Below are 23,070 nucleotides of genomic sequence, written 5' to 3'. Positions count from 1 at the left end.
CGCGAATGACGTTGATCAGTCTCAACATCGAGGCGATCGCGCTCGGCACCTATCTGATCCGGGACGCCTTCGGCGGGGTGATCCGCTGGGGCACCAGCATTCTTCACGTAGACCCGCTCTGGTACCTGCCCGACTTCATTGCGCTTCTGTGCCTGGCCCAGTTCGTTATCCATTGCATTCTGCGCAATCGCAGCACCATGGCGACGCTGGTGCTGGTGCAGGTCATGCTTTCCCTCGTGTTGGGCTATTTCATGCTCGGGACCGGCAACGCAGCGGTATCCGCCTTCAAGATGATGCTGCCGGTTTTTGTCGGGTTTTGCTTCTGCGATTCGAGCCTCGGCTCTTACCGAAAGCTGCTCACGGTCATCGCCGCGACCTTCTATCTTTCGGTGATCGGCGTCATCCTGACCAAGTTCTATCCGATGCCGTGGATCGGGTATAAATATGAATCGTTCGGGGCGGTCCGCGAGGCGGGACGGCTGTGGTGGGCCTATGGCGGCGACGATCAGCGCCTGATGGGCTTTGCCGCCGACAACACCATGGCGGCGTTCTTCATTCTCATATCGTTTGCGATCACGTCGATTCGCAAGAGCACGACGTGGTGCCTGCTGTTCGGCGGGATCGCCGTCTACACCATTCGCCTGACCACCAGCAAAACGACCATGATCGTTCTCGTGTTGTATCTGCTGCTGCTGGTACTTGTACGCATGTTGCCCGAGAAGGCGCGCTTCCCGGCGATCCGCAACATTGCATTATGGTCTTTCGCTTCGATCTTCGTCCCGTTCTTCATGATCGTGCTGGCGTCGGGAACTGCCGCCATTCCACACTCGACCATGTTCAGTATTCTCGACCGTATCAATAACAGCTGGCAATTGCCCTTCGTGTACCTGAACCAGCTCATGCCGATCGGTCTGATTACGGGTTGTGGAGCCGGTTGCTTCAACTATCCGCAGAAGCTGTTCTCGCCACTGGCCTCGTTCTGGGTGCCGGTCGATAATTTCTACATCGGCACTTACCTGATGTTCGGAATGCCGTTCGTCGCGTTCATGGTGATGGTGTTTCGGGCAACGTTTGGGGCGACCGACGTCTACAAGCTGACGCTGATCTTCGTTGTCAATTTGTTCACGATCACAGTCCTGAACTACGGCCCCGCGTCCGGTCTGCTGACCATCGCCTTGAGCTTCAGTGAAGTATTCTCCAGGCGGGCGACGAAGGTAAGAGCTTCCGATGTCGCGGTGATCGAAATGCCGCGTCCTGTCCGTTCGCTGGACGATTTCGGAGCACCGGGCACGGTCGTGAGCGGAGGCAGGTGAGTAGACAGGATGCACAAGCGGCTTGCATTTATTGATACGTTACGGGGAATCGCCGTGTTGGCCGTGCTGGTCCAGCATGTGCTCGAGGTCATCGTACAAAAGCACCCGACCGGCGCGTATTACTGGGGTTTCCACGACGCGATCGGCTACTACATGAACTTCGGCCGGTTCGGCGTTGTGCTGTTCTTCTTCGTCAGTGGATTCGTGATTCCGTTCAGCTTTCCGGACAGCGCGACGCCCGTCCGTGATTTCGCGATCAGCCGCTTCTTCAGACTCTACCCGGCCTATTGGACGTCGATCGTGATCGGGCTTGTCACCATGGTGTTGCTCGATGCCACGACTTTCCCATTGTGGCAGATCGCGGCCAATGTGACGATGCTGCAGACCTTTGCGAATATCCCCAATCTTTGGGTGTTCTACTGGACGCTGGCGATCGAGCTGCTGTTTTACGTCAGCTGCACCATTCTGTTTGCCTTGGGGTTGCTGAACCAGCGTTTGACGGCCGTTGCCATCGTCATTGCAGCTGCTCTGATCGGGACGGCTGCGGCCATGCTGGTCGAGAACCGGACGATATCGTCGCTGATGGAGGTCGGTCTCAATCTGTCGGCGATGTTCCTGGGCAAGATCATCCGTGACACGGTCATCGGCGGGAAACTGCAATGGCGCCACGTGACCGTGTGCACGGTGCTCTATGCGATCTTCGCCGCGGCGTTGTCGGACAGGCGATTCGGCGGTGTTTATCAGGAGAACTTCTTCTACAGCTATTCGATCGGATCGGCCTATATCTGCGCGGCGCTGGTCTTCATCGCCTTTGCCGCATTCGGCGAGAGGATGGCCTGGCGCCCGCTCGCGTTCGTCGGCGTGATTAGCTATTCGGTCTACCTGATGTCGCCATTCGCGATTGTTTGGGTGCATCGCGTCCTGTGGTTCGGCGATGGGCCCTTGGCGTGGGCTGCGTTTGCTGCCGTCATCGTAGCGCTGTCGATCCTGTTGAGCTGGATCACCTATTCGTTTGTCGAGAAGCCTTGCATTGCGTTCGGACACCGATTCCGTTCGAAGCGGAGGAAGCCGATCGTTCTCGAGCCCGCTCTCAGTACACAGGGGGCCGCGGAGTGAGCGCGCCGACGCGGCAGTTGAAAATGGCGTATGACGGGTCGTTCGTTCCGTCCGTCCAGGGCCTTCGTGCGGTCGCGGCATTGAGCGTTCTGATGGACCATTTCTACGACATGCCGAAGGGCGGGATGTACGACATCCCCAATCCCGGATTCCTGCCGCCGCTCTGGCCGTGGTTTCAGTCGATGATCAATGTCGGCGGGCACGGTGTGGAGTTGTTCTTCATGATCAGCGGCTTCCTGATTCCGGCAAGCCTTGTCCGGCATGGATCGCTTGGGCGTTTCTTCTTTGATCGCGTCCTCCGCATCGTGCCGGTATTTCTGATTCTGCATGTGGCCCTGTTCGTGATCGGACCGATTGTCGGTTACAAGTTCTTCCGCGGCATCGATATCGGCACCTATCTGGGGATATTCACCGCCAATCTGTTCTTCTTGCAGGACGTCCTGGGTCTGCCTATCGCGCAGCAGAATGCCTGGACGCTGACCTATGAGTGGGCCTTCTACATCTGGTTTGCGTTGACGTTTGTCGCGCTGCGTATCGGCGGCCGGTTGATGGCGGCGCCCTTGGTCTTGCTCGGTCTTGCCTGCCTGTTGCATTGGCCGATCACCGCATTCTTCTGCGTCGGCATGTTCTTCAGCGCAACTGGCTTGCGCTTTCGGCTTCCGGGCTGGGTAGGAGGTGCCGCAGGCCTCGCCTGTGGCACCGCGATGTATGCGGGCCTGGTGTTATTTCATCCGTTCGTTGCGCTTGTTCCCGGATTCCTGCTGTTCGGCATGGTATTGGCTTCGAACTCGGGTATCGGCAACGTCCTTAGCGCACCGGCGCTGCAATATGTCGGCAAGATCAGTTATAGTCTTTACCTTGTCCATCCCTTTGTGCTGTTCCCGTTGCAAATGATCGGACTGAAGCTCGTTGCGACCGGTGTCAACCGCTGGCTGCTTTGGTTCGCCTTCGTCGTCCTGGGAGGGATCATGTCGCTGGTCGCGAGCGCGATCAGCTACGAGTTGATCGAGGTCAGGCTCAGGCGCCTGCTGGACGGGGCGTTGCGCAACCAGTTGTTTGGCCCGGTTGGCAAGATGGAGCATTCGGTATCGTCATGAGGCGACCCGACGATAAGTCGCGAAGAGACGCTCGGCGATGTGGTCCCAGTTCAGCGATCCCGCGGCGGTCTGGTGGGCACCATCGGTCAGGCTGGCCGCCAACGATCGGGATGTGAGCACCCGTTCCAGCGCATTAGCCAGCGCCGTAGCGTCGGAAGGCGGCACCAGCAGGCCGTTAACTCCGTCGGTAACGACGTCGGGAATGCCGCCGGTTGCGCTCGCAACGACAGGGCGGCAATTGCCGAAGGCGGATGCAAGCACGCCGCTCTGGCTGGCGTCCTTGTAGGGCAATGCGACCACTTCGGCCGATTGGAAGAGAGCGCTGGTGTCCGCTGGCGAGATGTAGGCGTCGATCGCATTGATCGACGGCATGTTCTCCATTCGCTTGCCAAATCGTGCCATCTCGGGACCGCGACCGGCGACGATGGCTTGATGATGCACGCCGCGCTTCGACAGCAGATCGATGGCGTCGAGGAAGACATCGAGACCCTTGTAGGCCCACATGCGTCCGAAAAACAGGATCCGGCCGTCGGTTGCCTTGACCGGGGTGTTGTGAGCTGGTGGAACCATCAGCACGCCGTGCATGGAAGAGGTGACCTCTCCGCGATAATCTGGCGAGGCACTGGAGAAATCGGCAATGCAGCTTTGTCCGTGCACAGTCACATGGGTGGCAGCGGAGCGCATCCGCTCGCGCAGGCGCTCTTCACTGGTGTTTGTGCCAGAGCCGCCCTCGGAATGTGGAATGGCGTCGTGAACGGTGAGGATACGCGGAAGACTCGTGAGCCTGAGCAGCTCCATCAGTCCCGCCGTGAAATATTCCGGACATTCGTGACAATGCACCACGTCTGGGCGGAACGTGAGAATATCGAGGAATGACCGTGGAAGTCCGATGGCACCGGAACGCCGTAAGCTCAGATCACGAATCCGCGTGTCGAAGGGAGAGGGCGCAGGAATCCAGTCCAGATTCCACTGCTGATTGGCGTCCTTGCGATTGAGCACGAGCCTGACGTCGCAGTGCTTGGCCAATGCAGCCGCGAGCCGATACGAATATTCGGCGAAATGCGGCGCATAGATCGCGACCCTGAAGCGCCTCGCCATATCAGCGTGCCTCTCGCCAGAGATCGATGGGAAAGCTGCTCATCAGCGCAGCGTGGTTGTAGTTCAGAGGGACAGCGCCTCCCATCTCCCGGCCTTGCTCGAGGCTCGAGGCAAATTCGACATCGAACCGTCCAGTGCCTTCATAATAGTCACGGTATTTGAACTCTGATTCGCCATCGCTGAGCCGTACGTAACGCGCGGGAATGCCATAAGCCTCGGCAACGACCAAGCCGTGCAGGGAACTCGCCAGCACCAGATCTGCCTCTAGAATAGCCTCAATGCGCCGATTCCAAGATCCCAGCGGGCTGACCACATTGCCTGATGCATGATCAATCATGCGGATGTCGTGCAGATTGGGTACGAAGATCCAGGGTCGCGTGCGACGACGCTTGAAGCGACCAGGAAACAGCTGCGGAAGCAGCAACGCAGGATCGCCAAAGACGTCAGGGACAGACAGGCCGCGTCGCCGAAGAACTTCCTGCGTGCGAGGACCGCGCACTGCGCGAACGTCGAGCGTTTGAACGCGCCGATTGAGATCGTCCTGGCCTGGACGGCCATTGATGCCGCTACCCCAGATCACGTCGGCGTCACGCGCATAGTGAAGAATCGAGCCGATCGCGAACATTCGCGCTTGCCGGGACGTTTCGTCCGCGAGCGTATGGCCGCTCTGTCGCAGACATTGCTCGACGATCACGAGGGACAAATAGTCGCCAAAATTGATCGTTCCATCATCAGGACGCCAGAAGAACAGTTCCACATGCGGATAAGGCAATTGCTGAACAAAGTCGCAGCCGACCTCGTTGATCAATCTACGCAGATTGCTTCGAATATTCATGCGCCCTCAGCTGGCAGATGTTATGCTGCCGACACTGTCTCTCGAAAGAGGCGACTCTTGGACCATTCGTGCGGCGCGAGTGCAGATCTGCCGTTGACGCGCTCATACCAAATCTGAGCTTATGACAAGTCTGCAACTCAGTCGCGAGCCGTCGATCACGCAGCGCTCGATCGTCTCTGGCGTCATCTGGTCCGCCCTGGATTCCGCGGTGGGACAGGCGTTGACGCTCGCGATCTATGTCATCATGGCGCGTTTGCTGTCGCCGCAGATCCTCGGCCTTGTCGCCACGGGCGCTCTGGCGCTGGATTTCTGCCGTGCCGTGCTCATAGAGAGCATCGCGATCGCGGTTCAGGCTCGTCCACATCCGAAGGATGAGGACTACAACGCATCGTTCTGGCTGATCGCGGCATTTTCGCTGGTTGCGGCCGGGGCGTTGTTCGCGACCAGCAACGCCGTCGAGCGTCTATCCGGCCTGAACGACCTTGCCGTCGTGCTGAAAGGCTTTTCCATTGTCGTTGCCGTGCAGGGACTGTCGCGTACCCACGAGGCCTGGCTGACGCGCAACCAGTTGTTCCGTTCGCTGGCGATGCGCTCCCTGTTCTCCATCACGCTCGGCGGCGCTGTCGGCATCACGCTGGCGGGCAATGGTTACGGTGTGATCGCCCTTGTTGGGCAGCTCGTTACCACCTCGTTGGTGTCCCTGGTCAGTCTGTGGACGCTGACGCCATGGCGCCCCGGCTTCCGTTTCAGTCGAGGAGATGCCAGCGAGCTGATCAGCTACGGCCGCTACGTGGCGCTCACGGGCATTACGAACTTCGCCAATGCGAATTCGGATCTGATCTTTGTCACCTGGTATACGGGTGCAGCGGGCGCCGGCTTCTATAGCCTTGCCAAGCGGCTCGTGAACGCCGTGAGTACCGTGATCGGGAATGCGCTGAATCGTGTGTTCTTTGCAACGGTCGCGGGCCTTCAGCATGATCGCAAGGCGTCTAGCGAGGCCCTTCTCGATTTCGTGTCCTACACATCGCTGCTGACGGCGCCGATATTCGCTGGGATTGCAGCTTTGTCGCCGGATCTGATCCTGACCTTCTTCGGCGAGAAGTGGCTTGCTTCGGCACCCCTGCTGTCGATCATCTCGGTCACCGGCTTTCTGACGACCATCGGCCTCTACAATCACTCGGTCATTCTGGCATTCGGCAAGCCACATTGGCAGACATGGCTGACGCTGATCTATGCGGCGTCGAACATTGCCATCTTCATCGTCGCCGCGCCTTTCGGCCTCGTCGCGATTGCGGTGGGTTATGTGGTACGTGCCCTGCTCCTGTATCCCCTGTCCGCGGGCGCATCGCTGCGCATCCTGTCGATCGGCGTACGACGATATGCCCAAGCGCTCGTGCCGGCGCTCGCAGGTTCGGCTTTCATGGCTGCGACCGTCCTCGGCGCCTCCGCCATGCTGCCGCCGCTGCCGGCTTGGCTGCGCCTGATGGTTTTGATCGTGCTTGGCGCCGCTGTCTATCTCGGGATCGTTCTCGTGATTGCGCGGGAGGCGGTCCTGCGGGTCGTGCGCGAAGTCTTGGATCGCCTTCGACGATCCCGGTGAACTTCAGCCGAAGCGCGCAGGTAAATCTGGCTCAGCCCGCGTTTGCAGCCTGCCTGGTCGGGCTGAGATCCAGCGCCTCGATGCGCTGAGGCTCGATCGACTGCCTGGGATCACGCGGAGCAAGGCGATTGATCAATTTCCGGGCAGGATTTTCAACATAACTATAGGTGACGCCCGCGGCGATCGTGAGAATGAGGCAGCAGGCCAGCGCGAACAGCGGAAAGGCGCCGGGTTGCAGTCCGAGCTGATGCCAGACCGGCTTGAATACGAGGATCAGCAATAATTCGTGCAGCATGTAGATGGCGTAGGACGTGTTGCCGAGCCGTCCGAGCCATGACGCGCCCGGGAGTTGAGTAAAAGCGGTTTCGCCGATCGCGGTGAGCAAGATGGCCAGCGAGAACAGTATGATCGCCAGGTCCGGCTTGGCGAAGACGTTCAACACCAGCACCGAGCCGAAGAACACGAGAACGCCGGCGAGAGCAAGTGGCTTGCTGCGATAGTGGCGGAATTGCTTGAACAGCATGGCGAGTAGAATGCCGTTCATGAAGCTCGGTAATGCGCGCAGCATGCCGTAATCGTAGTTGGCACCATACATCTGCGATCGTTCCTGCCAGATCGGCAGATGACCATGAGCCAGGACGCCATAGAGGCACGCGACGATGATTGCGAGCGTCAATGAAGAGACCCGCCCTGCCAGCAGCATCAGCAGAGGAAATAACAGGTAACAGAACAGTTCCGCGCTGATCGACCAGGATGGCGAATTGAAGCTGAGATGATCGGTAATCCCCCAGGCCTGGATGAGAAGGCCATTGTGGATGAAGTCGGTCACGCCTGCATGCGACGTCGGCCCGGAGATCCCGATCCACGCAAGCCCCGCGAACGCAAGCAGGGTCAGAAGGTGCAACGGGTAGATCCGCGCGATCCGGCGCGTCAGGAAGCGGACGTAGCCGCTGAACCCGCTCGAGCTTGCGGGGTAAGAATAGGCGATCACAAAGCCCGACAAGATGAAGAACATGTCGACGAACAGGCCGTAGGAGCCGTTCCAGATGGGCGAAATACCCGTGTCGATGTTCTTCAGATGAAAAATGAAGACGCCGAGGGCCGCGACGAATCGATAGAAATCAAGAACGACAAAGCGAGTTTGCTCACGAACTTCCATCTCGACATCAGATTCCCTGCGACGTGTGCCATCCTTCTAGAGTCGAATTGTGACGCAAGTTCGCAGGGCGCGGTCTCGATGCGCGCGATCGCACGCCCATAATCATAGCGGCGATGTCGTGGCCGCATGGCGCGACGGTCGCCGTCCGGAAAGTGACGTGCCCGTTTTTTGATCGCGAGCATCTGGACCCGCGACGCGGCGGGTCCAGATGCGTGCGTGCGGTGGACGCTTGTTGATGCGCTCAGACGAACAGGAAGTCGTGGCTCGTCAGGCTGGCGACATTGATGTTCTTCAGGAGGATCGAATCGCCGGCCGACAAAGCGACAAAGGCGTCGTTGCCCGATTGCGTGACCTGGAGATGGCTGTAATCGGCGGCCAGCAATTTCGAGATCTCGATGACGTCGTGGTTGGTGGCATCACCGGCATGGAAGTTGAGGAGTTGATCCTGGCCATGGTCGTAGACCACCGTGGTCGAGCCTGGCGCCGTTGAAAACAGGTCGTTGCCGTTGCCGCCCTTGACCGTCACGCCGGAAGCGACCGCCGTGACGTTGTGGGTGCCGTCCGCCTTGGTGTCGTCGAAATATTGCAGCGCATTGGCGGCGTTGTAGCGCTCGTGCTGCGTCGTTCCCTGCTGGCCGTTGAAGTTGTACAGGAAGACGTCCTTGGTGCCGTCGGCGTTGTTCGCAACTTCCTGCGTCTTGTTGCCGGAGCTGTCGTAATTGTCCGTCAGCTTGCTGCCGTCATTGTTGACGACCTGGGTATAGTCCAGGGTCCCGTCGGCGTGGGTCCGGGTGATCGCAACGACGTTTCCGGCCGTGTCGAGGTGCTGGTGCTGGGTCGTATAGCTCTGACCCGTGACGTTGTAGCTCCAGTTGTCGGACGTGTGGTCGGCATTGGTGATGTAGGCCGCCGTCTTCACGCCGCCGGTATAAACCGTTGTGGAGCTGTAGCCATCCGACTTCTGCACGGCTTCACTCGTGATCGTGCCTTTCGCATCGTACCAGTCCGAAGTCTTGGTGCCGTCGCTCGTCTGCACCAGGCTGAAGGCCAGGCTGTTGTCGGCATGGGAGCGCACGATGCCGGTGAGGAATCCTGTCGGATCGTAGCTGTCGTGCTCGGTGGCGTAGTTCTGGCCAACCACGTTGTAGAGAAAGGCGTCCTTCGATCCGTCGGCGTGATAGTCGGTCTCGGTCATCTTCACGCCAGCCGCATTGTATGTGCTGGTGACGCTGCTGCCGTCAGAATTGACGATCTGGCTGTAGTCGAGCGTACCGTCCGCATGGGTGCGGTCCATCTCCGTCAGCTTGCCCGATGCATCGAGATGCTGGTGCTGGGTGGTATAGCTCTGGCCGGTGATGTTGTAGCTGTAGTTGTCGTGGCTCTGATCGGCATTGGTGATGTAGGCGGCCGTCTTCACGCCGCCGGTGTAGACCGTCGTCGAGTCATAGCCGTTGGCCTTCTGGATGATCTCGCTGGTGAGAATGCCGCTGGTGTCGTACCAGTCGGTTGTCTTCGTGCCGTCGCTGCTTTGCACCAGCTTGAAGGCGTAGCTGCCGTCGGCATGGCGACGCACCAACGTGGTGAGCAAGCCGGCGGCATCATAAATGTCGTGCTCGGTCGTGTAGGCCTGTCCGGTGATCCCGTAGAGCCAGACATCCTGGCTGCCGTCGGCGTGAGCGTCGATTTCCTTCGTCTTCACGCCCGAGGCATTGTAGGTCGTGACCACACTGCTGCCGTCGGAATTGATGACCTTGGTATAATCCAGTGTTCCATCGGCGTGCTTGCGTGTGATGGCAGTGACCTTGCCAGTGGGATCCACATGCTGGATCAGGGTTGAATAGCTCTGGCCGGTGATCCCGTAGCTGTAATTGTCCTGGCTCCCGTCCGCGTTCTTCACGTAGGCCTGGGTCTTCACGCCATTGCTGTAAAAGGTCGTCGAATAGAACCCGTCAGCCTTCTGTACGACCTCGGAGGTGAGATTTCCGGCCGTGTCGTACCAGTCGCTTGTCTTCGTGCCGTCGCTGCTTTGCACCAGCTTGAAGGCGTAGCTGCCATCGGCGTGGCGGCGCACCAGGGTGGAGAGGAAGCCGGTCGTATCGTAGATGTCGTGTTCGGTTGTGTAGTTCTGGCCGGCGATGTTGTAGGTCCAGACGTCCTTGCTGTGGTCGGCGTGATAATCGGTCTCGACCAGTTTGACGCCCGTCGCGCTGTAGGTGGTAATCGCGCTGCTGCCGTCGCTGTTATAAACCTGCGTGGAATCGAGCGAGCCATCAGCATGGGTACGGGTTACCGAGGTGACCTTGCCCGTCGTGTCCAAATGCTGCACCTGGCTGGTGTAGCTCTGGCCCTTGATATTGTAGGTGTAGTTGTCCTGGGTGTGGTCGGCATTCAGGACATAGGCGGCCGTTTTCACCCCGTTCGTGTAGATGGTGGTCGAGTAGTAGCCGGTCGTCTTCTGAACCACCTCGGTGAGCAGGGCGCCCGCGGTGCTGTAGGTATCGGTGGTCCGGGTGCCGTCGGTCGCAAGGTGAATGAAAGTGGTCTTCGCCCCCCCGGTATAGCCGATCGCATCCTTTGAGCCGTCGGCATAGTTGACCGTGGTCGAGATCGGCTGCCCGCTGGCATTGAGGCCGGTATTCGAGGTCGAGATCAGGGTGCCATTGCTGTTGTAAGTCAGGGTGCTGGTCCAGGTCGAAGCAGAGTTCGTCACCGAGAACGAATATCCACCCTGGATCTTGGACAGCGCGCTGCCGTAGTGGGAGATGATGTAATTCATGGTCGCTGTCGAAGCGACAGGCAGTACATGCGAATCCGTCAGCGTGATCGTCTTGAGCGTTGTAGAGGCGCTGAAATCGGAAAGTTGGGGCACGATCTCAGCCGCTGTCCCAGTCACGTCGGCCGGAATGGACGGCGGTGTCGAGGTCGTCGTAGGTGCATCGATCTCGATGATGAGGGGATGATCGCTCAACGGGATCGTAATCGAGGACACGTCGGTATAGCTGGCGATCGCCGTGGTCCCGGTCATCGTATCGTACACCTTGACGGAGTGGTGCACGCCGCCGAGGTTCACGGTCACGGTTTGCGTCGGGTTGGAGATTTCAGTGTCCGTCGCGTCGTTCCAGAGCTTGGGTTCGGCCCAGACGACCAGCTCATAGGCGCCGTTGCTCTTGCCGAGCACCATGCTGCTGCCGGACGTCGGCATGTTGCTCAGTGTGTAGTTCAATGGACTAGTCGGCTGATGACCGCCCGCGCCGTCGTCGGCCAGGATGGTCGTCAGATTGTGTATCGCGGTCGCTGCCAGCTTCGGCGTACCGTCCGAATGAAACAGGCCGAACTTGTTTTCCGGGTTGGTGTCGCTCGTGGACGAGTTCCGGTCGAACAGCTCGTAGAGATAGGTCGAACTCACGCCGTCCTTGTATGCGTCAACCAGCGTATTCAGGATCGATTTCGCCTGCACGGTCTCGTCGACGCCGAGATATTGGGTATTGGCCTGCGTCGTGTAGCCGGTTTCGGTGATGACCACCGGCTTGCCGGGGGCAGCCGTCTCCACAGCGCTCAGCGTCGCCGCGATAGAGCTCGCCGCGGTCGAGCCGGTGCTGACATAAGCGTGGGCGTTGGCATAGTCGACAGATGCCGACATGTTGCCCAGCTGACTGTATCCTTGCGGGTCGTTGTATGCGAGCGACAGGTTGTAGACCGGAATGCTCGAAAGTGCACCATCTGCCTTCACCGCGAGGTAGAGCGCGCTCTGAAATTGGGCGGCCGCGCTGAGGCTCGAGCTGCCATTGTATGTGAAGGGCTGGTTGTTCGCTTCGTTCAGACCTTCGATGGCGCTGATGCTGCCCGCATGGCTCGTCAGGAACTTGTCGAGCGCGGTCACGTAAGCCTGAAGTCCGGCTGACCCCTGGCCGGGCAGGGCGGACGAGACGATGAAGTCGAACTTGTAGCCGGCAGCTGCCAGGCCGTCGACGACGGGTTGTGCCGCCGGATTGGTCGCCATCGCGTCGCGAAGATGGGTGACGCCCAGATATTTCAGGTCGTCGGTCATCATTGCGAGATTGTTGTAGTCGGTCCATCCGAAGCCGGCATGCGTGTTGACGCCGATGGAGTTGATGAAGCCGCTGGCGGAGAGGATGGTTTGATCTGCCGACATTGCACACTCGAATCAGAGAGGGCGAACGGAATTGCTCGCGGGTTGAGCGCAACTCTCATTTTCGAGTATGAATTTCAGATAAAGATCGAACGCAAAAGTCGCGCAACTCAAGTTCCTTGTGCAGGAACAGATGCCGTGCTGATGAACTGATATCGACGCGATGTCGACGTACGATGGCACGACGACGGCGCTTTCAAGACTTCTACAGAATAGGCTGCTGAATATCTGCGCAGGCCGATGCGCGATCTGTCACATGCACATCGATATTGGAGAGACGAATGAGTGTCATCGAGGCAGCTCGCTCTCGTGGTGTCCGCAAATCTACGGAGACGACTTCCGGTGCGGTGAAGTTGACGACACCCGGGATGAGCGGAGTTGCTCAATTCAGCAGCGCCGTATTCCATCTCATGTTGGCGGATGTCGATGTGCCGGTTTTCGAGGCGAGTAAAGCAAATCAAGTAAACGCGCTGGTTGAGTTTGCGCACCTGACATAACGAGAAGCCGCGCAGTTCCGATCCGGGAACTCGGGCTAGTTGCGGCGTGCCAGCATGAGAAAGTCTCCGCGCCACGCTATGACGGCCGTTGCGACTGCGGCGATCAAGATCTTGCCGGGGAGCCAGAGCGGCTCGATCGGCATCGACGCCAATGATCCAATCACGATTGCCGCGATCAGGGCTTGAACGATTACAACGAGCTGCGGAACCGCGCGATATCGGACTGTTGGGCCGAGCGCGAGCACGATCACGATCGCAGTTGCGGCCGCTGCGCAGATGACGGCGCCACGCGGCGACAGCCCGACCAGCATCGCGAGCGCGGACGAAACAGAGACAATCGTCAGTTGTCCGGCCGCCACGACGACCAGCCGGCTTGCAAGCTTCTCCAGATGGGGAACGACTGCGACCGTGGCCTGGAGATGGATATGCAGGAAATAGAACAGCGCGACCGCGGGAGCCGTGGCAAGGAAGCCGTCAACGCTGTCCTGCGGAAGAAGAATATGAGCGGCGTCGGGAATGAAGCCGATCAGGCCGCCCAGCAAGACGATGGTCGTGCAGATCATGAATTCGAACATCCGCCGTGCGGATTCGACCGACCCCTTGCTGCCGCCGCCCTCGAATTCGTGCACGACCTCGGGATAGCTGATGGTATGAATCGCGGCGTTCAGAACCCAGAATGGTCGTTGCAGCAGATCGAGGGCGACGGAGAACCCGGCGCCCGCTCCTGTCGCACCGAGCCGGCTGATGATGATGAAGCGTAACAGCACCGGTACCGACAAATGGATGACGGACGCGCCGGCTGCCAGCATGCCGTAGCGGCAGAACTCGGACCAGTCGCTGAGCATGGCGGAGACCGGCGTCCGCTCGAGCCTGGTTCGATGTGCGATCAGACCGGCTGCGAGGCCCGTGATGTGGCCCGCGGCGATGCCGAGCAGCGCCGCCTCGGCGGTTCCTGAGAGGATCGCACCCGTCACGGCGCCGCCGAGAAGCGCGGTTGCGCGAAAGGCGAGCAGGAGGGACGCAAGGCCGAGCCGGTCTGACAGCCGGATCGTCAGGAAATAGAGATCGGTCACGCCCTGAAGCACTGCGACGATCAGACCGAGAGCGACGACTTGAGACGCAAGCGGGCTTGCCAACGATGCACAGGCGCCGATCAGGACCAGCGCACCGGCGCTAAGAAGGGCTGCCGTGAACAGTGACCATCTCAGCCGCGCACCGTCGCGCTCGCCGGCCGCCGCGAGGAAGCGCAGACCGGCGAGTTGGAGCCACTCGAATGTCAGCACGCCGAGCAGCTGGCTCGAGGCGAGCGCAAGGGAAAAATGGGTGTAATCGGTCGCCTGGAGCAAGTGACTGATCGCGAAGATCAGGATGATCGCGGTTGCACTCTGGTAGATGTAGCCGGCAAGGGCAAACAGGCGAATCATCTTTGAGGCCGACTTGTCTTAGCTGGATCTTGGTCGGGGAACGGTGTGCGGGAAGCGTCTGGCCTGTCACTGTATCGCCGCGGCCCGCGCGTACTGGCGACGCGGCTGCGTCTCGCGCAATTGCTTGTATACGTTCCGGTAAGCCGCGATCACGTCGGAGAACATCCATTTGTTGTTGTCGCTTGCCAGGCGCTTGCTGATTTCGACGATCTTGTGCGGGTCCGCCGCGATAGACAGCATGCTGTCGGCAAGCGAGGTGGGATCGGCATCGGTGAGCCATCCGGTCACGCCGTCCTCGATCGCTTCCGGCATTCCGCCAAAACGCGTTCCCAGCAGCGGCCGGCCGGCGGCCTTTGCATCGGCGACGACGAGCGGGCCGGGATCGTGCCAGATCGACGGCGCGATCACGACGTCGACAGCCCTGTAGAAGTCGTCGGGAGAGACAAATCCCATGAATTCGACCCGGGCGTCCGGGGCGATCGCCCGAAGGCGCCGCTGCTCGCTGTCGCTGACCCGGCCGGCGATCAGGGTCTTGAAGCGTTCACGCGGCAGGGTGGCCAATGCCCTCATCAGGTTCTCGATTCCCTTTTCCTCGGTCAGGCGCCCGATGAAGCCGAACGTGACCTCGCTGGTGCAGAGAGGTCGAAAATGGGGCGCGCTCGGCGGCGCCGTCGAAGCGTTGTGGATGACGGTACGGATTGGTGTATCCGCAAACATGCCGAGATCGGTGTGGATCGACAGCACACGTTGGCTGACGCCGACAACGGCGCTGAGCCAATGCGTCGCGCGCCGGCGGTGATAGGATAGCAACGAGCAACTGGTGCAGGTGTGTTCGCAGGATTTTCCCTTGTTGAACCGGGAGCAGCGCGGGCAGGTGAGATAATAGTCGTGGATCGTATGAAGGACCGGTACGCCGAGCTGGGCCCCGACCCGCCAGATCGCGGTGGTCAGTCCCGATAGATTGTTGGAGTGGATGACGTCGGGCTTGAACGCGTGGATTCGTTCCGCAATCATCGGCGCAAGGATCTGCCAGTCCTCGATCCCATGCCAAATGCTGCGCAGCGCGACGTTCTTCGGCTCGTTGAACGGCAAGTAAACGTTCCGCACCGGCGCCGTGTGGATATCGATTCCATTGTGCCTTTCGGGTCGCCGATCCTGCGAAATAGCTGCGCGCACCACTTCCACCTTGTCGCCGCACTCGACCAGACCTTCGGCGAAGCGGCGGGCGAATATCTCGGCGCCGCCGACGACCTTCGGCGTCTGGGGCGTTGGATAAAGCGACGACGTCAGAAGAACCTTCATTGTGCTAATCTCATCGTTCAAAACAGAGAAAAATCGTCTGAGTTCATGCGGCTTTGGTCAGAGTGCTCCAGTCATTGCTTACCTCTCGGGTCGGACGTCGAATTCGACCGCGCTGGACGTTTTCGCGCTGATCAGGAGCGGTGTGCTCGACACCGGCATCCAAACTCCGGAAGCAGGTTGGGTCGCGACGTCGCAGGGGCTGCCATAGGTTGCGTCAGCCGCGCTGGTGCGCAGCCGTACCGCGTAGCGCCGGCTCGGATCGCCGGACCAGATCGCGATCCGCTGGCCAGCGGGCGTCGATGCGACGATCGAAACGACGCCCCCAGGCAATTTCTTTTCCTGCGCGCTGGTGCTCGATCGAATAAACGCCCATGCGTCGCGAACTGCGCAGGCAGAAGGCTTTGGCGAGTTGTCAAAATGGTAGAGCCCGAAATTATGCTCGAGATCGGATGGGTTCGCTCCGCTGTCCTTGAGCTCGTAAAGCCAGATCCCCTTGAGCCAGGACGAGGCGGTCGAGGCCCAGAGAATGAGCTGAGCCATGTTGTCGGCTTGCGCCTGTTCATTGACCCCGCATTTGTTGGTCGCCGTGGGCCAGCCGGCCTCGGTCACATAGATCGGAAACGTCGGGTTGCCGCTGGCGTCACTGACAAGGCGGTGAAACGCGTTCAGGCGTTCGACGACCTCCGCCGAGGTGCGCTTGGCCGGACCCATGCAGAAATTGTAGAGATGGATCGAAGCGCCATCGGCATATTGAAGAATGCCCGATTGCAGCATCCGTTGGGTCCAGGTCCAGCCGGGATCGTCCCCGATTGCACCGACCACAAGGGGAGAGCCGGGCGCGGCCTGCTTGACAGCTGGCTGCACCACCTTGGCCAGGGCCAGGTAGTTCTCGACAGAAAACGCAGCGTCCTTCTTTGCCGCCAGATTCCATTCGTTCCAGAGCTCGAAGATGGGACGCTGCGCGGCAACCGACCGCGCCGCGGCCGCAGCGTAGGTCGTAAACCGTCGCCGCGCCTCGTCAGTCGAAGGCGGCGTCGAATTCGGAACGAGATGATGGCCGAATGCGAGAATCAGGAAAGGGCGCGCAACACCGGATTTGATCTGGGCGTCCAGCCTTCCAAGCTGGGAAGTGAAGCCCATCCGACCTCCGACTTGCTCGAAATCGGACCAGGGAAAATCGTCGCGGAACGCGTTGACGCCCAATTCCTTGATCTGGCCGATGTTGGTCGAGGGCACATAGCCGCGCGAACTGACTGGGCCGCCCAATCCCTGATGCGTGCCGACGCCAAGGAGGAACCTGCTATCCAGCGGCTGCGCGACTTGCGCGAGCGCGCAGGATGTCGACAGACTGATTGCGACGAGCCACGCGACGGCCTGCCGAGTGGAACTGCTCAAGGTGCTGTGCATCGCCGCATCAGGGATTCGGCCCATCCCCATTTAGATGTTGCTGGAAAGATCGGACTGGAGCTGCACCTGCTTTTCGGGCCGAAGCTCGTTGCGCTCCAGCACGTCCATATAGACTTGCCGGAGTTGTCGATGCGTCTTCTCCACGTCATAAAACTGCTTGAAACGGTCGTAGCCACGATTTCCCAGCACCTTGAGGTCGAGATCGAGCATGCGCCGAAAGCCTTCCACGAGCTGACCGGCGGAGACCGGTTCGCAAAGCGCGCCTGTAGCGCCATCCACCACGATTTCCGGCAGCGCCCCGATGCGAAATGCCAGGATTGGCTTGGCTGCCCGCATGGCTTCCAGCGCGACCAGGCCGAAGGCCTCCCAGCGTGAGGGGATCACGACGAGATCGGCGGCCTCCAGGTGGGTTTCGATCTCGCCTCGATCGAGCCAGCCGAGCAGGGTGACGTTCGAAGGGACGGCAGGTCCTTGATACTTGTTGACGACGGAGGCGCCGACGATGCGGACGTCAAGCACGTCCTCGAGCAGTCTTGCCGCTTCGATCAGCAGGTCGTAGCCCTTCTGCCGATCCAGGCGTCCAATGAACAATACCTTGGTCTTCTTGGTCGGCCAGGGCGCAGCGACCGGCTGCGGGCGCGTCTTCGAAATGCCATTGTGCACCAGTGTGAGGCGGTCGGCCGAAATCCCGGCGCGGATGGCTTCGTTGAACTCGTCTGCGGAAATGCAAATGATTCGATCCGTCGTTCTTGCCAGCAGGTTCTCGGCCGCCTTCGTGATCTGGTGGCTCACACGACCCGCCTTGCGGGAAAATGCCCAGCCATGCGGACAATAAATCACGCTCGGCGCCTGAGGCCTTGCTGCGAGCGCCGGACGGAGAACGAGACCCGCAAATGACGAGTGCAGATGCACGACATTGGGTTTGAAGGCATCGATCGCCTGCAAGCTCGCGCGCAACATCTGGAAGAGACCAGAAACGCTGCGACCGGATCGCCCGAATGTCGTCATCTGCGCGTCATCGACCGCGAGATCGCCACGATGGTCCGAAGGCACCACATAGTGGACGTTGCCGGCACCAAAGCTTGCCTCTTGCTGCGGGTGCAGCTCATTCAGATAGCTCGCAATTCCGCCTCGGATCGTCTCGGCGATGTGCAGTACCTTGACCGGCCGTTGAAGCGAGCCTGGCATTCGCGAAGTCCCTCTGTGAGCGTCAGCGAGGCCTGAATGTTCCTCCCGATACGGAGCAATATTTTGACGACGGTGTGGTGTTGTTGCGCCGCACGTATCGCATTTGCCGTCGTCACCAAAAAAGAATTCGATTTTGAACGGAACGAATTCGTCACGAGCATTTCATGGAGATTCGCGCGTCAGTTGATGCGCTGCTGTGCCAGAAATTGTAGCAATGCATCCGCGGATCTCTGCCACGAGTAAATTGCGAGGCGATTCTGCTGCTTGCTGCGTTCGTCATCCGAAATGGCGCCCGCGGCCAATCTCTCCTGCAAACGCACACACAATTCGCCCGCATCAGTGGCGTTGAAATAGGCAGCGGCATCGCCGCAGGTCTCCATGACGGCATCGGCGGTCGATGCGATGACCGGACAGCCGAACAACATTGCCTCGAGTGGCGGCACGCCGAACCCTTCATAGAGAGAGGGGAACACAAACGCCAAGGCGCGCTCGTAAAGCGCTGCGATCTCGTTGTCAGTCAGACGGCCGGCCAGGATGTGGCTCGAGCTCGCTTCGTCGAGATTGTCCTGAAAGACGCTGCTGTTGTTGCCGCCGACGATGACGAGCGGAATGTCCGGCCGATTCAGCAGGCTCATGGCACGAACCGCAACGGAGAGATTCTTGTTCTTCGTTCGCGAACCGATGAAGAGAAAATAGCTCTTTGGCCTGAGGTCCAGCCGATCGAGGATGGTGTAATCCGGCTCAGTGGACGCAAAATGCTCGGCACTGTTTGGAAAGACAGGAATTGCCGAAGCGCTGAGATTGAGGGCTGCTGCAAGCTCGTCGCGCGAGAATTTCGAGACCGTCGCGATGGTTGCGCTGCGCGCGAGCAGGCGATCGATCAGCCGATGTGCGGTCCGGTAGCGCCAGCCAAAGAAGTCCGGACGACGGAAGACCTGCGCGTCATGGATGACCACGATCTGCTCGCGATGCAGTACTGGGCCCGAATTGGCCAGGCTGATCAAGCACCCGCCCCGCGTGGCGCGCGCAAGATCGATCTGATCCCAGGCGTGTCCGCCCAAACGTCCGATTGTTCGAACCGCTATTTTTTTGAGCGAGGGCAATTCGCGCGCATCGGGAGGGACGAGCAATTGCCACTCGGCGTCATGAAGCCTCGCCGGGAACCGGCCGGAAGCCAACGCATGGTCGATCGCTTTGACGATTTCGGCGGCATAGCGTTGAACGCCAGTCAGCGCTTGCGACAGAAAACGGCCGTTGATGAAGAAAGTGCGGCTTTTGGCGTTTGCGAGAGGACGCTTTGAAGTCTGTATGGTCATAATGCTCGGGCGTTGCATGGATTAGGCCAGCCGATGCCCCGTTCAGAGCAATTGTTAGTCACCGAAATATGACCGCGCGAAATGCGTCGTAAAATATGATCCCGACATCAATCGCGACGAAATCGTGGTTCGCGTCCAACCGTTGTCTCGTCGATGGGAACCGCGCCCTAGTCGGGTGGCAGGCCTGCCGCGCCGAAGAGTCCGCCTTCCGGGAGCTCGAGAACGGCCCCCGTCTTCAGCAGCTCGCCCTGCAGACGCGCAATTGGAATGTCCTGCACCGGAACGCCGCTCTGCACGGCGAGCGCGGCTGCGACGCCTGCGGCCTCTCCGAGGATCATGAATTGCGGCTCCATGCGCAGCGAGGAATAGGCAACGTGAGAAGCAGACAAGCAGACCGGCACCAGCAAATTGTGCATCTCATCCTTGCGAGGGGTCATGACCCGATACGGCATTTGATAGGGTTGAACAGCGACCTGCATGTCTCCCTCGTTTCGCACGGATCCGTCCGGCATCGCGATGCGCTCTACATTGTGGGAGTCGCTGTTGTACGAGCCCATGCCGATCGAATCCGGCTTGGTGCGCTTCGTCTGCAAATCCGCCTGCGTTACGACATAGTCGCCGACCATGCGTCGTCCCTCGCGGACGTACAATTCCCTCGGCCAGTGGCCGGTGTCAGCGAACTCATCCCTGGGCAGGCCCCAAGCGTTGAGCTCTCCCTTCAACGTGGCGGGCACGGCCGGGTCATGGGTCAGGAAGTAGAGAAGTCCTTGTGTGTAGCGAAGATGCTCGTCCCGAATCCGCTGCCTGTCCTGGTAGCCCGCATCGGGATAAGCGGCACTGTGGCCGATATAGTCGCTTGAAAACGGTCCGTTGTTGTTGAAGTCGGCCTTGCGGTTTGGGAGTCTTACCGGGTGAAAGACATCCTTGAGCGAAGCTTCGCGTCCCGTGTGCGAGTGAAAATCTTGCAGGTATCGCGCGAGCAGTGCGAATTGTGATGGATCATAGCCGTCGGGTTTGGGAAACGGCAGACGGTTTGCCGGATCGTCAGTGAGGATGAGGCGAAAATTATACGCCTGGACGTTCCGATCTCCGCTTCCTGCCGCCTCCAGCCGACCGGTCGAGATCTCGGGATAGAGCTGGTGACCGTCGCGATAGGCGGATATCGGCCAGTTGAACTGATGTTGCGATGTAATCGTGCGTACGCCGGCAAGCGTCTCGCCGTAGCTCTGTGCGCTTTCCCGCCCAACGGTGTATGTCACGCCGGATTGCGCCAGGAGATCCCCCTCGTAGCTGCAATCGGCAAAGACCTTGGCACGCCATTCGCGTCCGTCTTCGCTCGTCACGGAAACGATATTGCGATCCGCGACGGTCACGCCGTGGTGTTCGCGCAATCGAGCACCAAAAACGATTTTCACTCCGGCTTCGCGGAGCATGGCACCGAACGTGTCTTCCGATATGTGCGGCTCGGATAGCCAATCAGATGCGCGGTAGAGGCGAGATCGGCCGTAGTGTTCGGCAACACGGCGATAGAACAGCTTCGCGTAGCCGCCGATCACCTCGGCATCGCCGAGATCGGTGGCGGAAAGCCCTCCGGTAACCATGCCTCCAAGATGATGGCCCGGCTCGAGAAGGATGACATGCAAACCCTGACGTGAAGCTGAATAGGCGGTCATGACACCGGCAGCTGTGCCCCCATAGACGACCACATCGGTGCTCGATGGCGATTGAGCGCGGCTGGCACCGCTGGCGAGTAGCACCAGGAGGCAGAGAACTACGCTGGCTGCGTTACGACCGATCGTCATTCGAAGTGATTTCTCCGCGTGTTGGATATGACCTTTCGCGAGCTTTCAATTCCAAGCTCGGCCGTAGCAATTAAGTGTGGTCTATCGGCGTCTGAACAGCGTCAAGAGAAAGACCTCACGCATTGCGGTCGAGCGTTGTGAGGGCCTGACCGTCACACGCGCCGGCGTTCTGGATTGGAAGCGGATCGCCAGGGCCGGATGCTGCGAGTTGATCGATCTCCCTTCAGAGCTGGCTCGCCCCGGCGCAACGAAGAGATGACCATAAGAAGGCACAAATGATGCATTTTTCGTCCGAGCGGCTATGATGCCAAGCCTTGCCTCCGAAGTCCTGGTCTGGCATTGCATCGCGGAACGAAGGAGGCAGCAGTTGCGGCCAGTGATAGTGACCGGTGCGGCCGGCTTTATCGGAATGCATGTGTGCGATCGGCTCCTTGCGCGAGGTGAGCAAGTTGTTGGCATCGATGCGCTCACGCCCTATTACGATCCGGCGCTCAAGCGTGCACGGATGGCAAAGCTCGCGCGACATCCGAATTTCAAATTCTGCCAGATTGATGTGGCGGACTTCGCCGCCGTGACACGCGTTTTCGATGAGGCCGCGGCCGACCGGGTCGTCCACCTCGCGGCGCAGCCGGGCGTGCGCGCATCGATCGACGATCCCATGACCAGCATCCGAACCAATTGTGACGGCTTCGTCACCGTGCTTGAGGCCGGTCGGCGCCATGGCCTGGCGCATCTCGTCTATGCGTCGTCGAGCTCGGTCTATGGCGCCAATCGCACCTTGCCCTACTCGACCGAGCAATCGGTCAATCATCCGGTCAGCCTTTATGCCGCGAGCAAGAAGGCCAACGAGCTGATGGCACACACTTTCGCCCATGTTCACAAGCTGCCGGTGACGGGTCTTCGCTTTTTCACCGTCTACGGCCCGTGGGGCCGGCCGGACATGGCAGCCTGGCTGTTCACGCGCGCGATCCTCGCGAACGAGCCGATCAAGATTTTCAACAACGGCGATATGTGGCGCGATTTCACCTATATCGACGACATCGTCGAAGGCGTGATCCGCACGCTCGATCGGCCCGCGACGCCGAATCCAGCGTGGAACGCGGAAGCACCTGAGAATTCGTCGAGCAGTGCGCCGTATCGCCTTTACAACATCGGTAACAACAGGTCAGTGCAACTGCTCGAGTTTGTCGACACACTCGAGAAGATCATAGGCAAGCCTGCGATTCGCCAATTGCTGCCAATCCAGGCCGGCGATGTCCTGGAGACGCGGGCCGACATTTCCGAGCTCCAGCGCGACGTCGGCTTCTCGCCGTCGACATCGCTCGTCGATGGCCTGAGCCGCTTCGTCGAATGGTACCGACAATATCACCGTAACAATCCCCCCGCGTGAGTGGCTTGCAATGTCTCAAAAGATTATCCCCCTGATCATGTGCGGCGGCGCCGGCACGCGGCTGTGGCCGGCTTCGCGCGAGGTGCGGCCGAAGCAGTTCCTGCCGCTGTTCGGTGCGCGCTCGACCTTTCAGGATACGCTGCTGCGCGTCTCGGACGCTGCGCTGTTCGATCGCCCCATCGTCATCACCAACGCGGCCTACCGCTTCATGGTGCTGGAGCAGCTCGCCGAGATCGGCATCGAGGCCGACGTGATCCTCGAGCCGATGCGACGCGATTCCGGCCCCGCGATCGCCGCCGGCGCTGCGTTCGCGCAAAACCGCACCAGTGAAGCGATCGTGCTCGCGCTCGCCGCCGACCACGTGGTGCAGGACAAT

General features: G+C 60.0%; 17 protein-coding genes. 7 read left to right on the top strand and 10 right to left on the bottom strand.

Annotation, left to right across the window (positions count from 1 at the left end; translation table 11 throughout):
• Nucleotides 1–5: 5 nt before the first annotated feature.
• Genes BM374_RS36905 through BM374_RS36895 form a run of 3 tightly spaced genes read left to right on the top strand, consistent with a single transcriptional unit; the run spans nt 6 to nt 3,526 of the window.
• Nucleotides 6–1,313: a hypothetical protein gene (locus BM374_RS36905; RefSeq protein ID WP_244552853.1), complete on the top strand. Its 1,308-nt coding sequence runs from the start codon at nt 6–8 to the stop codon at nt 1,311–1,313.
• A gap of 9 nt (nt 1,314–1,322) precedes the next feature.
• Nucleotides 1,323–2,429, top strand: a complete 1,107-nt coding sequence (locus tag BM374_RS36900) for an acyltransferase family protein (RefSeq protein WP_092303779.1) — start codon at nt 1,323–1,325, stop codon at nt 2,427–2,429.
• 23 nt (nt 2,430–2,452) lie between these two features.
• Entirely contained in the window at nt 2,453–3,526 is a 1,074-nt protein-coding gene (locus tag BM374_RS36895) for an acyltransferase family protein (protein ID WP_092303777.1), read from the top strand.
• Here BM374_RS36895 and BM374_RS36890 read toward each other — a convergent pair.
• Both BM374_RS36890 and BM374_RS36885 read right to left on the bottom strand, forming a co-directional pair.
• Nucleotides 3,521–4,624, bottom strand: coding sequence for a glycosyltransferase family 4 protein (locus BM374_RS36890; protein WP_092303775.1), 1,104 nt, complete (start codon nt 4,622–4,624; stop codon nt 3,521–3,523). The two genes, BM374_RS36895 and BM374_RS36890, sit on opposite strands and share 6 nt — an antisense overlap.
• A 1-nt stretch (nt 4,625) precedes the next feature.
• Entirely contained in the window at nt 4,626–5,459 is an 834-nt protein-coding gene (locus BM374_RS36885) for a polysaccharide pyruvyl transferase family protein (RefSeq protein WP_092303773.1), read from the bottom strand.
• A 121-nt stretch (nt 5,460–5,580) separates the two neighbouring features.
• Between BM374_RS36885 and BM374_RS36880 the strand changes: the two genes are divergently transcribed.
• Entirely contained in the window at nt 5,581–7,059 is a 1,479-nt protein-coding gene (locus tag BM374_RS36880; protein WP_092303771.1) for a lipopolysaccharide biosynthesis protein, read from the top strand.
• A gap of 31 nt (nt 7,060–7,090) precedes the next feature.
• Here BM374_RS36880 and BM374_RS36875 read toward each other — a convergent pair whose 3' ends face one another.
• Together BM374_RS36875 and BM374_RS36870 are read right to left on the bottom strand one after the other, a co-directional pair.
• Complete coding sequence (locus BM374_RS36875; protein ID WP_092303769.1) at nt 7,091–8,218, bottom strand: acyltransferase family protein; 1,128 nt, start codon at nt 8,216–8,218, stop codon at nt 7,091–7,093.
• Nucleotides 8,219–8,459: 241 nt separating this feature from the next.
• Nucleotides 8,460–12,371: an RHS repeat domain-containing protein gene (locus BM374_RS36870; RefSeq protein WP_092303767.1), complete on the bottom strand. Its 3,912-nt coding sequence runs from the start codon at nt 12,369–12,371 to the stop codon at nt 8,460–8,462.
• A gap of 278 nt (nt 12,372–12,649) precedes the next feature.
• Here BM374_RS36870 and BM374_RS36865 point away from each other — a divergent pair, with 278 nt between their 5' ends.
• Nucleotides 12,650–12,865, top strand: a complete 216-nt coding sequence (locus BM374_RS36865; RefSeq protein ID WP_092303765.1) for a hypothetical protein — start codon at nt 12,650–12,652, stop codon at nt 12,863–12,865.
• Between the two features lie 35 nt (nt 12,866–12,900).
• Here BM374_RS36865 and BM374_RS36860 read toward each other — a convergent pair whose 3' ends face one another.
• The 6 genes from BM374_RS36860 to BM374_RS36835 form a co-directional block, all read right to left on the bottom strand.
• A complete protein-coding gene (locus BM374_RS36860; protein WP_092303763.1) occupies nt 12,901–14,289 on the bottom strand; it encodes a hypothetical protein in 1,389 nt (462 codons plus the stop codon).
• A gap of 66 nt (nt 14,290–14,355) precedes the next feature.
• Nucleotides 14,356–15,591, bottom strand: coding sequence for a glycosyltransferase family 4 protein (locus tag BM374_RS36855; protein WP_092303761.1), 1,236 nt, complete (start codon nt 15,589–15,591; stop codon nt 14,356–14,358).
• A gap of 78 nt (nt 15,592–15,669) precedes the next feature.
• Complete coding sequence (locus BM374_RS36850) at nt 15,670–16,986, bottom strand: hypothetical protein (RefSeq protein ID WP_244552851.1); 1,317 nt, start codon at nt 16,984–16,986, stop codon at nt 15,670–15,672.
• A 42-nt stretch (nt 16,987–17,028) separates the two neighbouring features.
• Complete coding sequence (locus tag BM374_RS36845) at nt 17,029–18,186, bottom strand: glycosyltransferase (protein WP_092303759.1); 1,158 nt, start codon at nt 18,184–18,186, stop codon at nt 17,029–17,031.
• Between the two features lie 179 nt (nt 18,187–18,365).
• Nucleotides 18,366–19,520 (bottom strand): glycosyltransferase family 4 protein, encoded by a 1,155-nt coding sequence (locus BM374_RS36840; protein WP_349510026.1) that lies wholly within the window; start codon nt 19,518–19,520, stop codon nt 18,366–18,368.
• A 149-nt stretch (nt 19,521–19,669) separates the two neighbouring features.
• Nucleotides 19,670–21,304: an FAD-dependent oxidoreductase gene (locus BM374_RS36835; protein WP_092303757.1), complete on the bottom strand. Its 1,635-nt coding sequence runs from the start codon at nt 21,302–21,304 to the stop codon at nt 19,670–19,672.
• 367 nt (nt 21,305–21,671) lie between these two features.
• Between BM374_RS36835 and BM374_RS36830 the strand changes: the two genes are divergently transcribed.
• Together BM374_RS36830 and BM374_RS36825 are read left to right on the top strand one after the other, a co-directional pair.
• Nucleotides 21,672–22,694 carry an NAD-dependent epimerase gene (locus BM374_RS36830; RefSeq protein ID WP_092303809.1) on the top strand — a complete coding sequence of 341 codons (1,023 nt, stop codon included), beginning with the start codon at nt 21,672–21,674 and terminating at the stop codon, nt 22,692–22,694.
• A 10-nt stretch (nt 22,695–22,704) separates the two neighbouring features.
• Nucleotides 22,705–23,070: sugar phosphate nucleotidyltransferase (locus BM374_RS36825; protein WP_177248801.1), on the top strand; the 366-nt coding region annotated here is incomplete at its 3' end.

The sequence above is a fragment of the Bradyrhizobium sp. Ghvi genome, from assembly GCF_900115265.1.
Taxonomy (GTDB): Bacteria; Pseudomonadota; Alphaproteobacteria; order Rhizobiales; family Xanthobacteraceae; genus Bradyrhizobium.
The sequence above is the reverse complement of the archived record's forward strand: the minus strand, read 5'-3'. Positions and strand labels throughout refer to the sequence as shown.

What these genes read in the sequence shown, in the direction of transcription:
- BM374_RS36845 (WP_092303759.1), bottom strand. Translation starts at nt 18,186, where the DNA reads ATGCCAGGCTCGCTTCAACGGCCGGTCAAGGTACTGCACATCGCCGAG.
- BM374_RS36900 (WP_092303779.1), top strand. Translation starts at nt 1,323, where the DNA reads ATGCACAAGCGGCTTGCATTTATTGATACGTTACGGGGAATCGCCGTG.
- BM374_RS36835 (WP_092303757.1), bottom strand. Translation starts at nt 21,304, where the DNA reads ATGACGATCGGTCGTAACGCAGCCAGCGTAGTTCTCTGCCTCCTGGTG.
- BM374_RS36840 (WP_349510026.1), bottom strand. Translation starts at nt 19,520, where the DNA reads ATGCAACGCCCGAGCATTATGACCATACAGACTTCAAAGCGTCCTCTC.
- BM374_RS36895 (WP_092303777.1), top strand. Translation starts at nt 2,453, where the DNA reads ATGGCGTATGACGGGTCGTTCGTTCCGTCCGTCCAGGGCCTTCGTGCG.
- BM374_RS36905 (WP_244552853.1), top strand. Translation starts at nt 6, where the DNA reads ATGACGTTGATCAGTCTCAACATCGAGGCGATCGCGCTCGGCACCTAT.
- BM374_RS36870 (WP_092303767.1), bottom strand. Translation starts at nt 12,371, where the DNA reads ATGTCGGCAGATCAAACCATCCTCTCCGCCAGCGGCTTCATCAACTCC.
- BM374_RS36875 (WP_092303769.1), bottom strand. Translation starts at nt 8,218, where the DNA reads ATGGAAGTTCGTGAGCAAACTCGCTTTGTCGTTCTTGATTTCTATCGA.
- BM374_RS36890 (WP_092303775.1), bottom strand. Translation starts at nt 4,624, where the DNA reads ATGGCGAGGCGCTTCAGGGTCGCGATCTATGCGCCGCATTTCGCCGAA.
- BM374_RS36880 (WP_092303771.1), top strand. Translation starts at nt 5,581, where the DNA reads ATGACAAGTCTGCAACTCAGTCGCGAGCCGTCGATCACGCAGCGCTCG.
- BM374_RS36860 (WP_092303763.1), bottom strand. Translation starts at nt 14,289, where the DNA reads ATGATTCGCCTGTTTGCCCTTGCCGGCTACATCTACCAGAGTGCAACC.
- BM374_RS36885 (WP_092303773.1), bottom strand. Translation starts at nt 5,459, where the DNA reads ATGAATATTCGAAGCAATCTGCGTAGATTGATCAACGAGGTCGGCTGC.
- BM374_RS36855 (WP_092303761.1), bottom strand. Translation starts at nt 15,591, where the DNA reads ATGAAGGTTCTTCTGACGTCGTCGCTTTATCCAACGCCCCAGACGCCG.
- BM374_RS36865 (WP_092303765.1), top strand. Translation starts at nt 12,650, where the DNA reads ATGAGTGTCATCGAGGCAGCTCGCTCTCGTGGTGTCCGCAAATCTACG.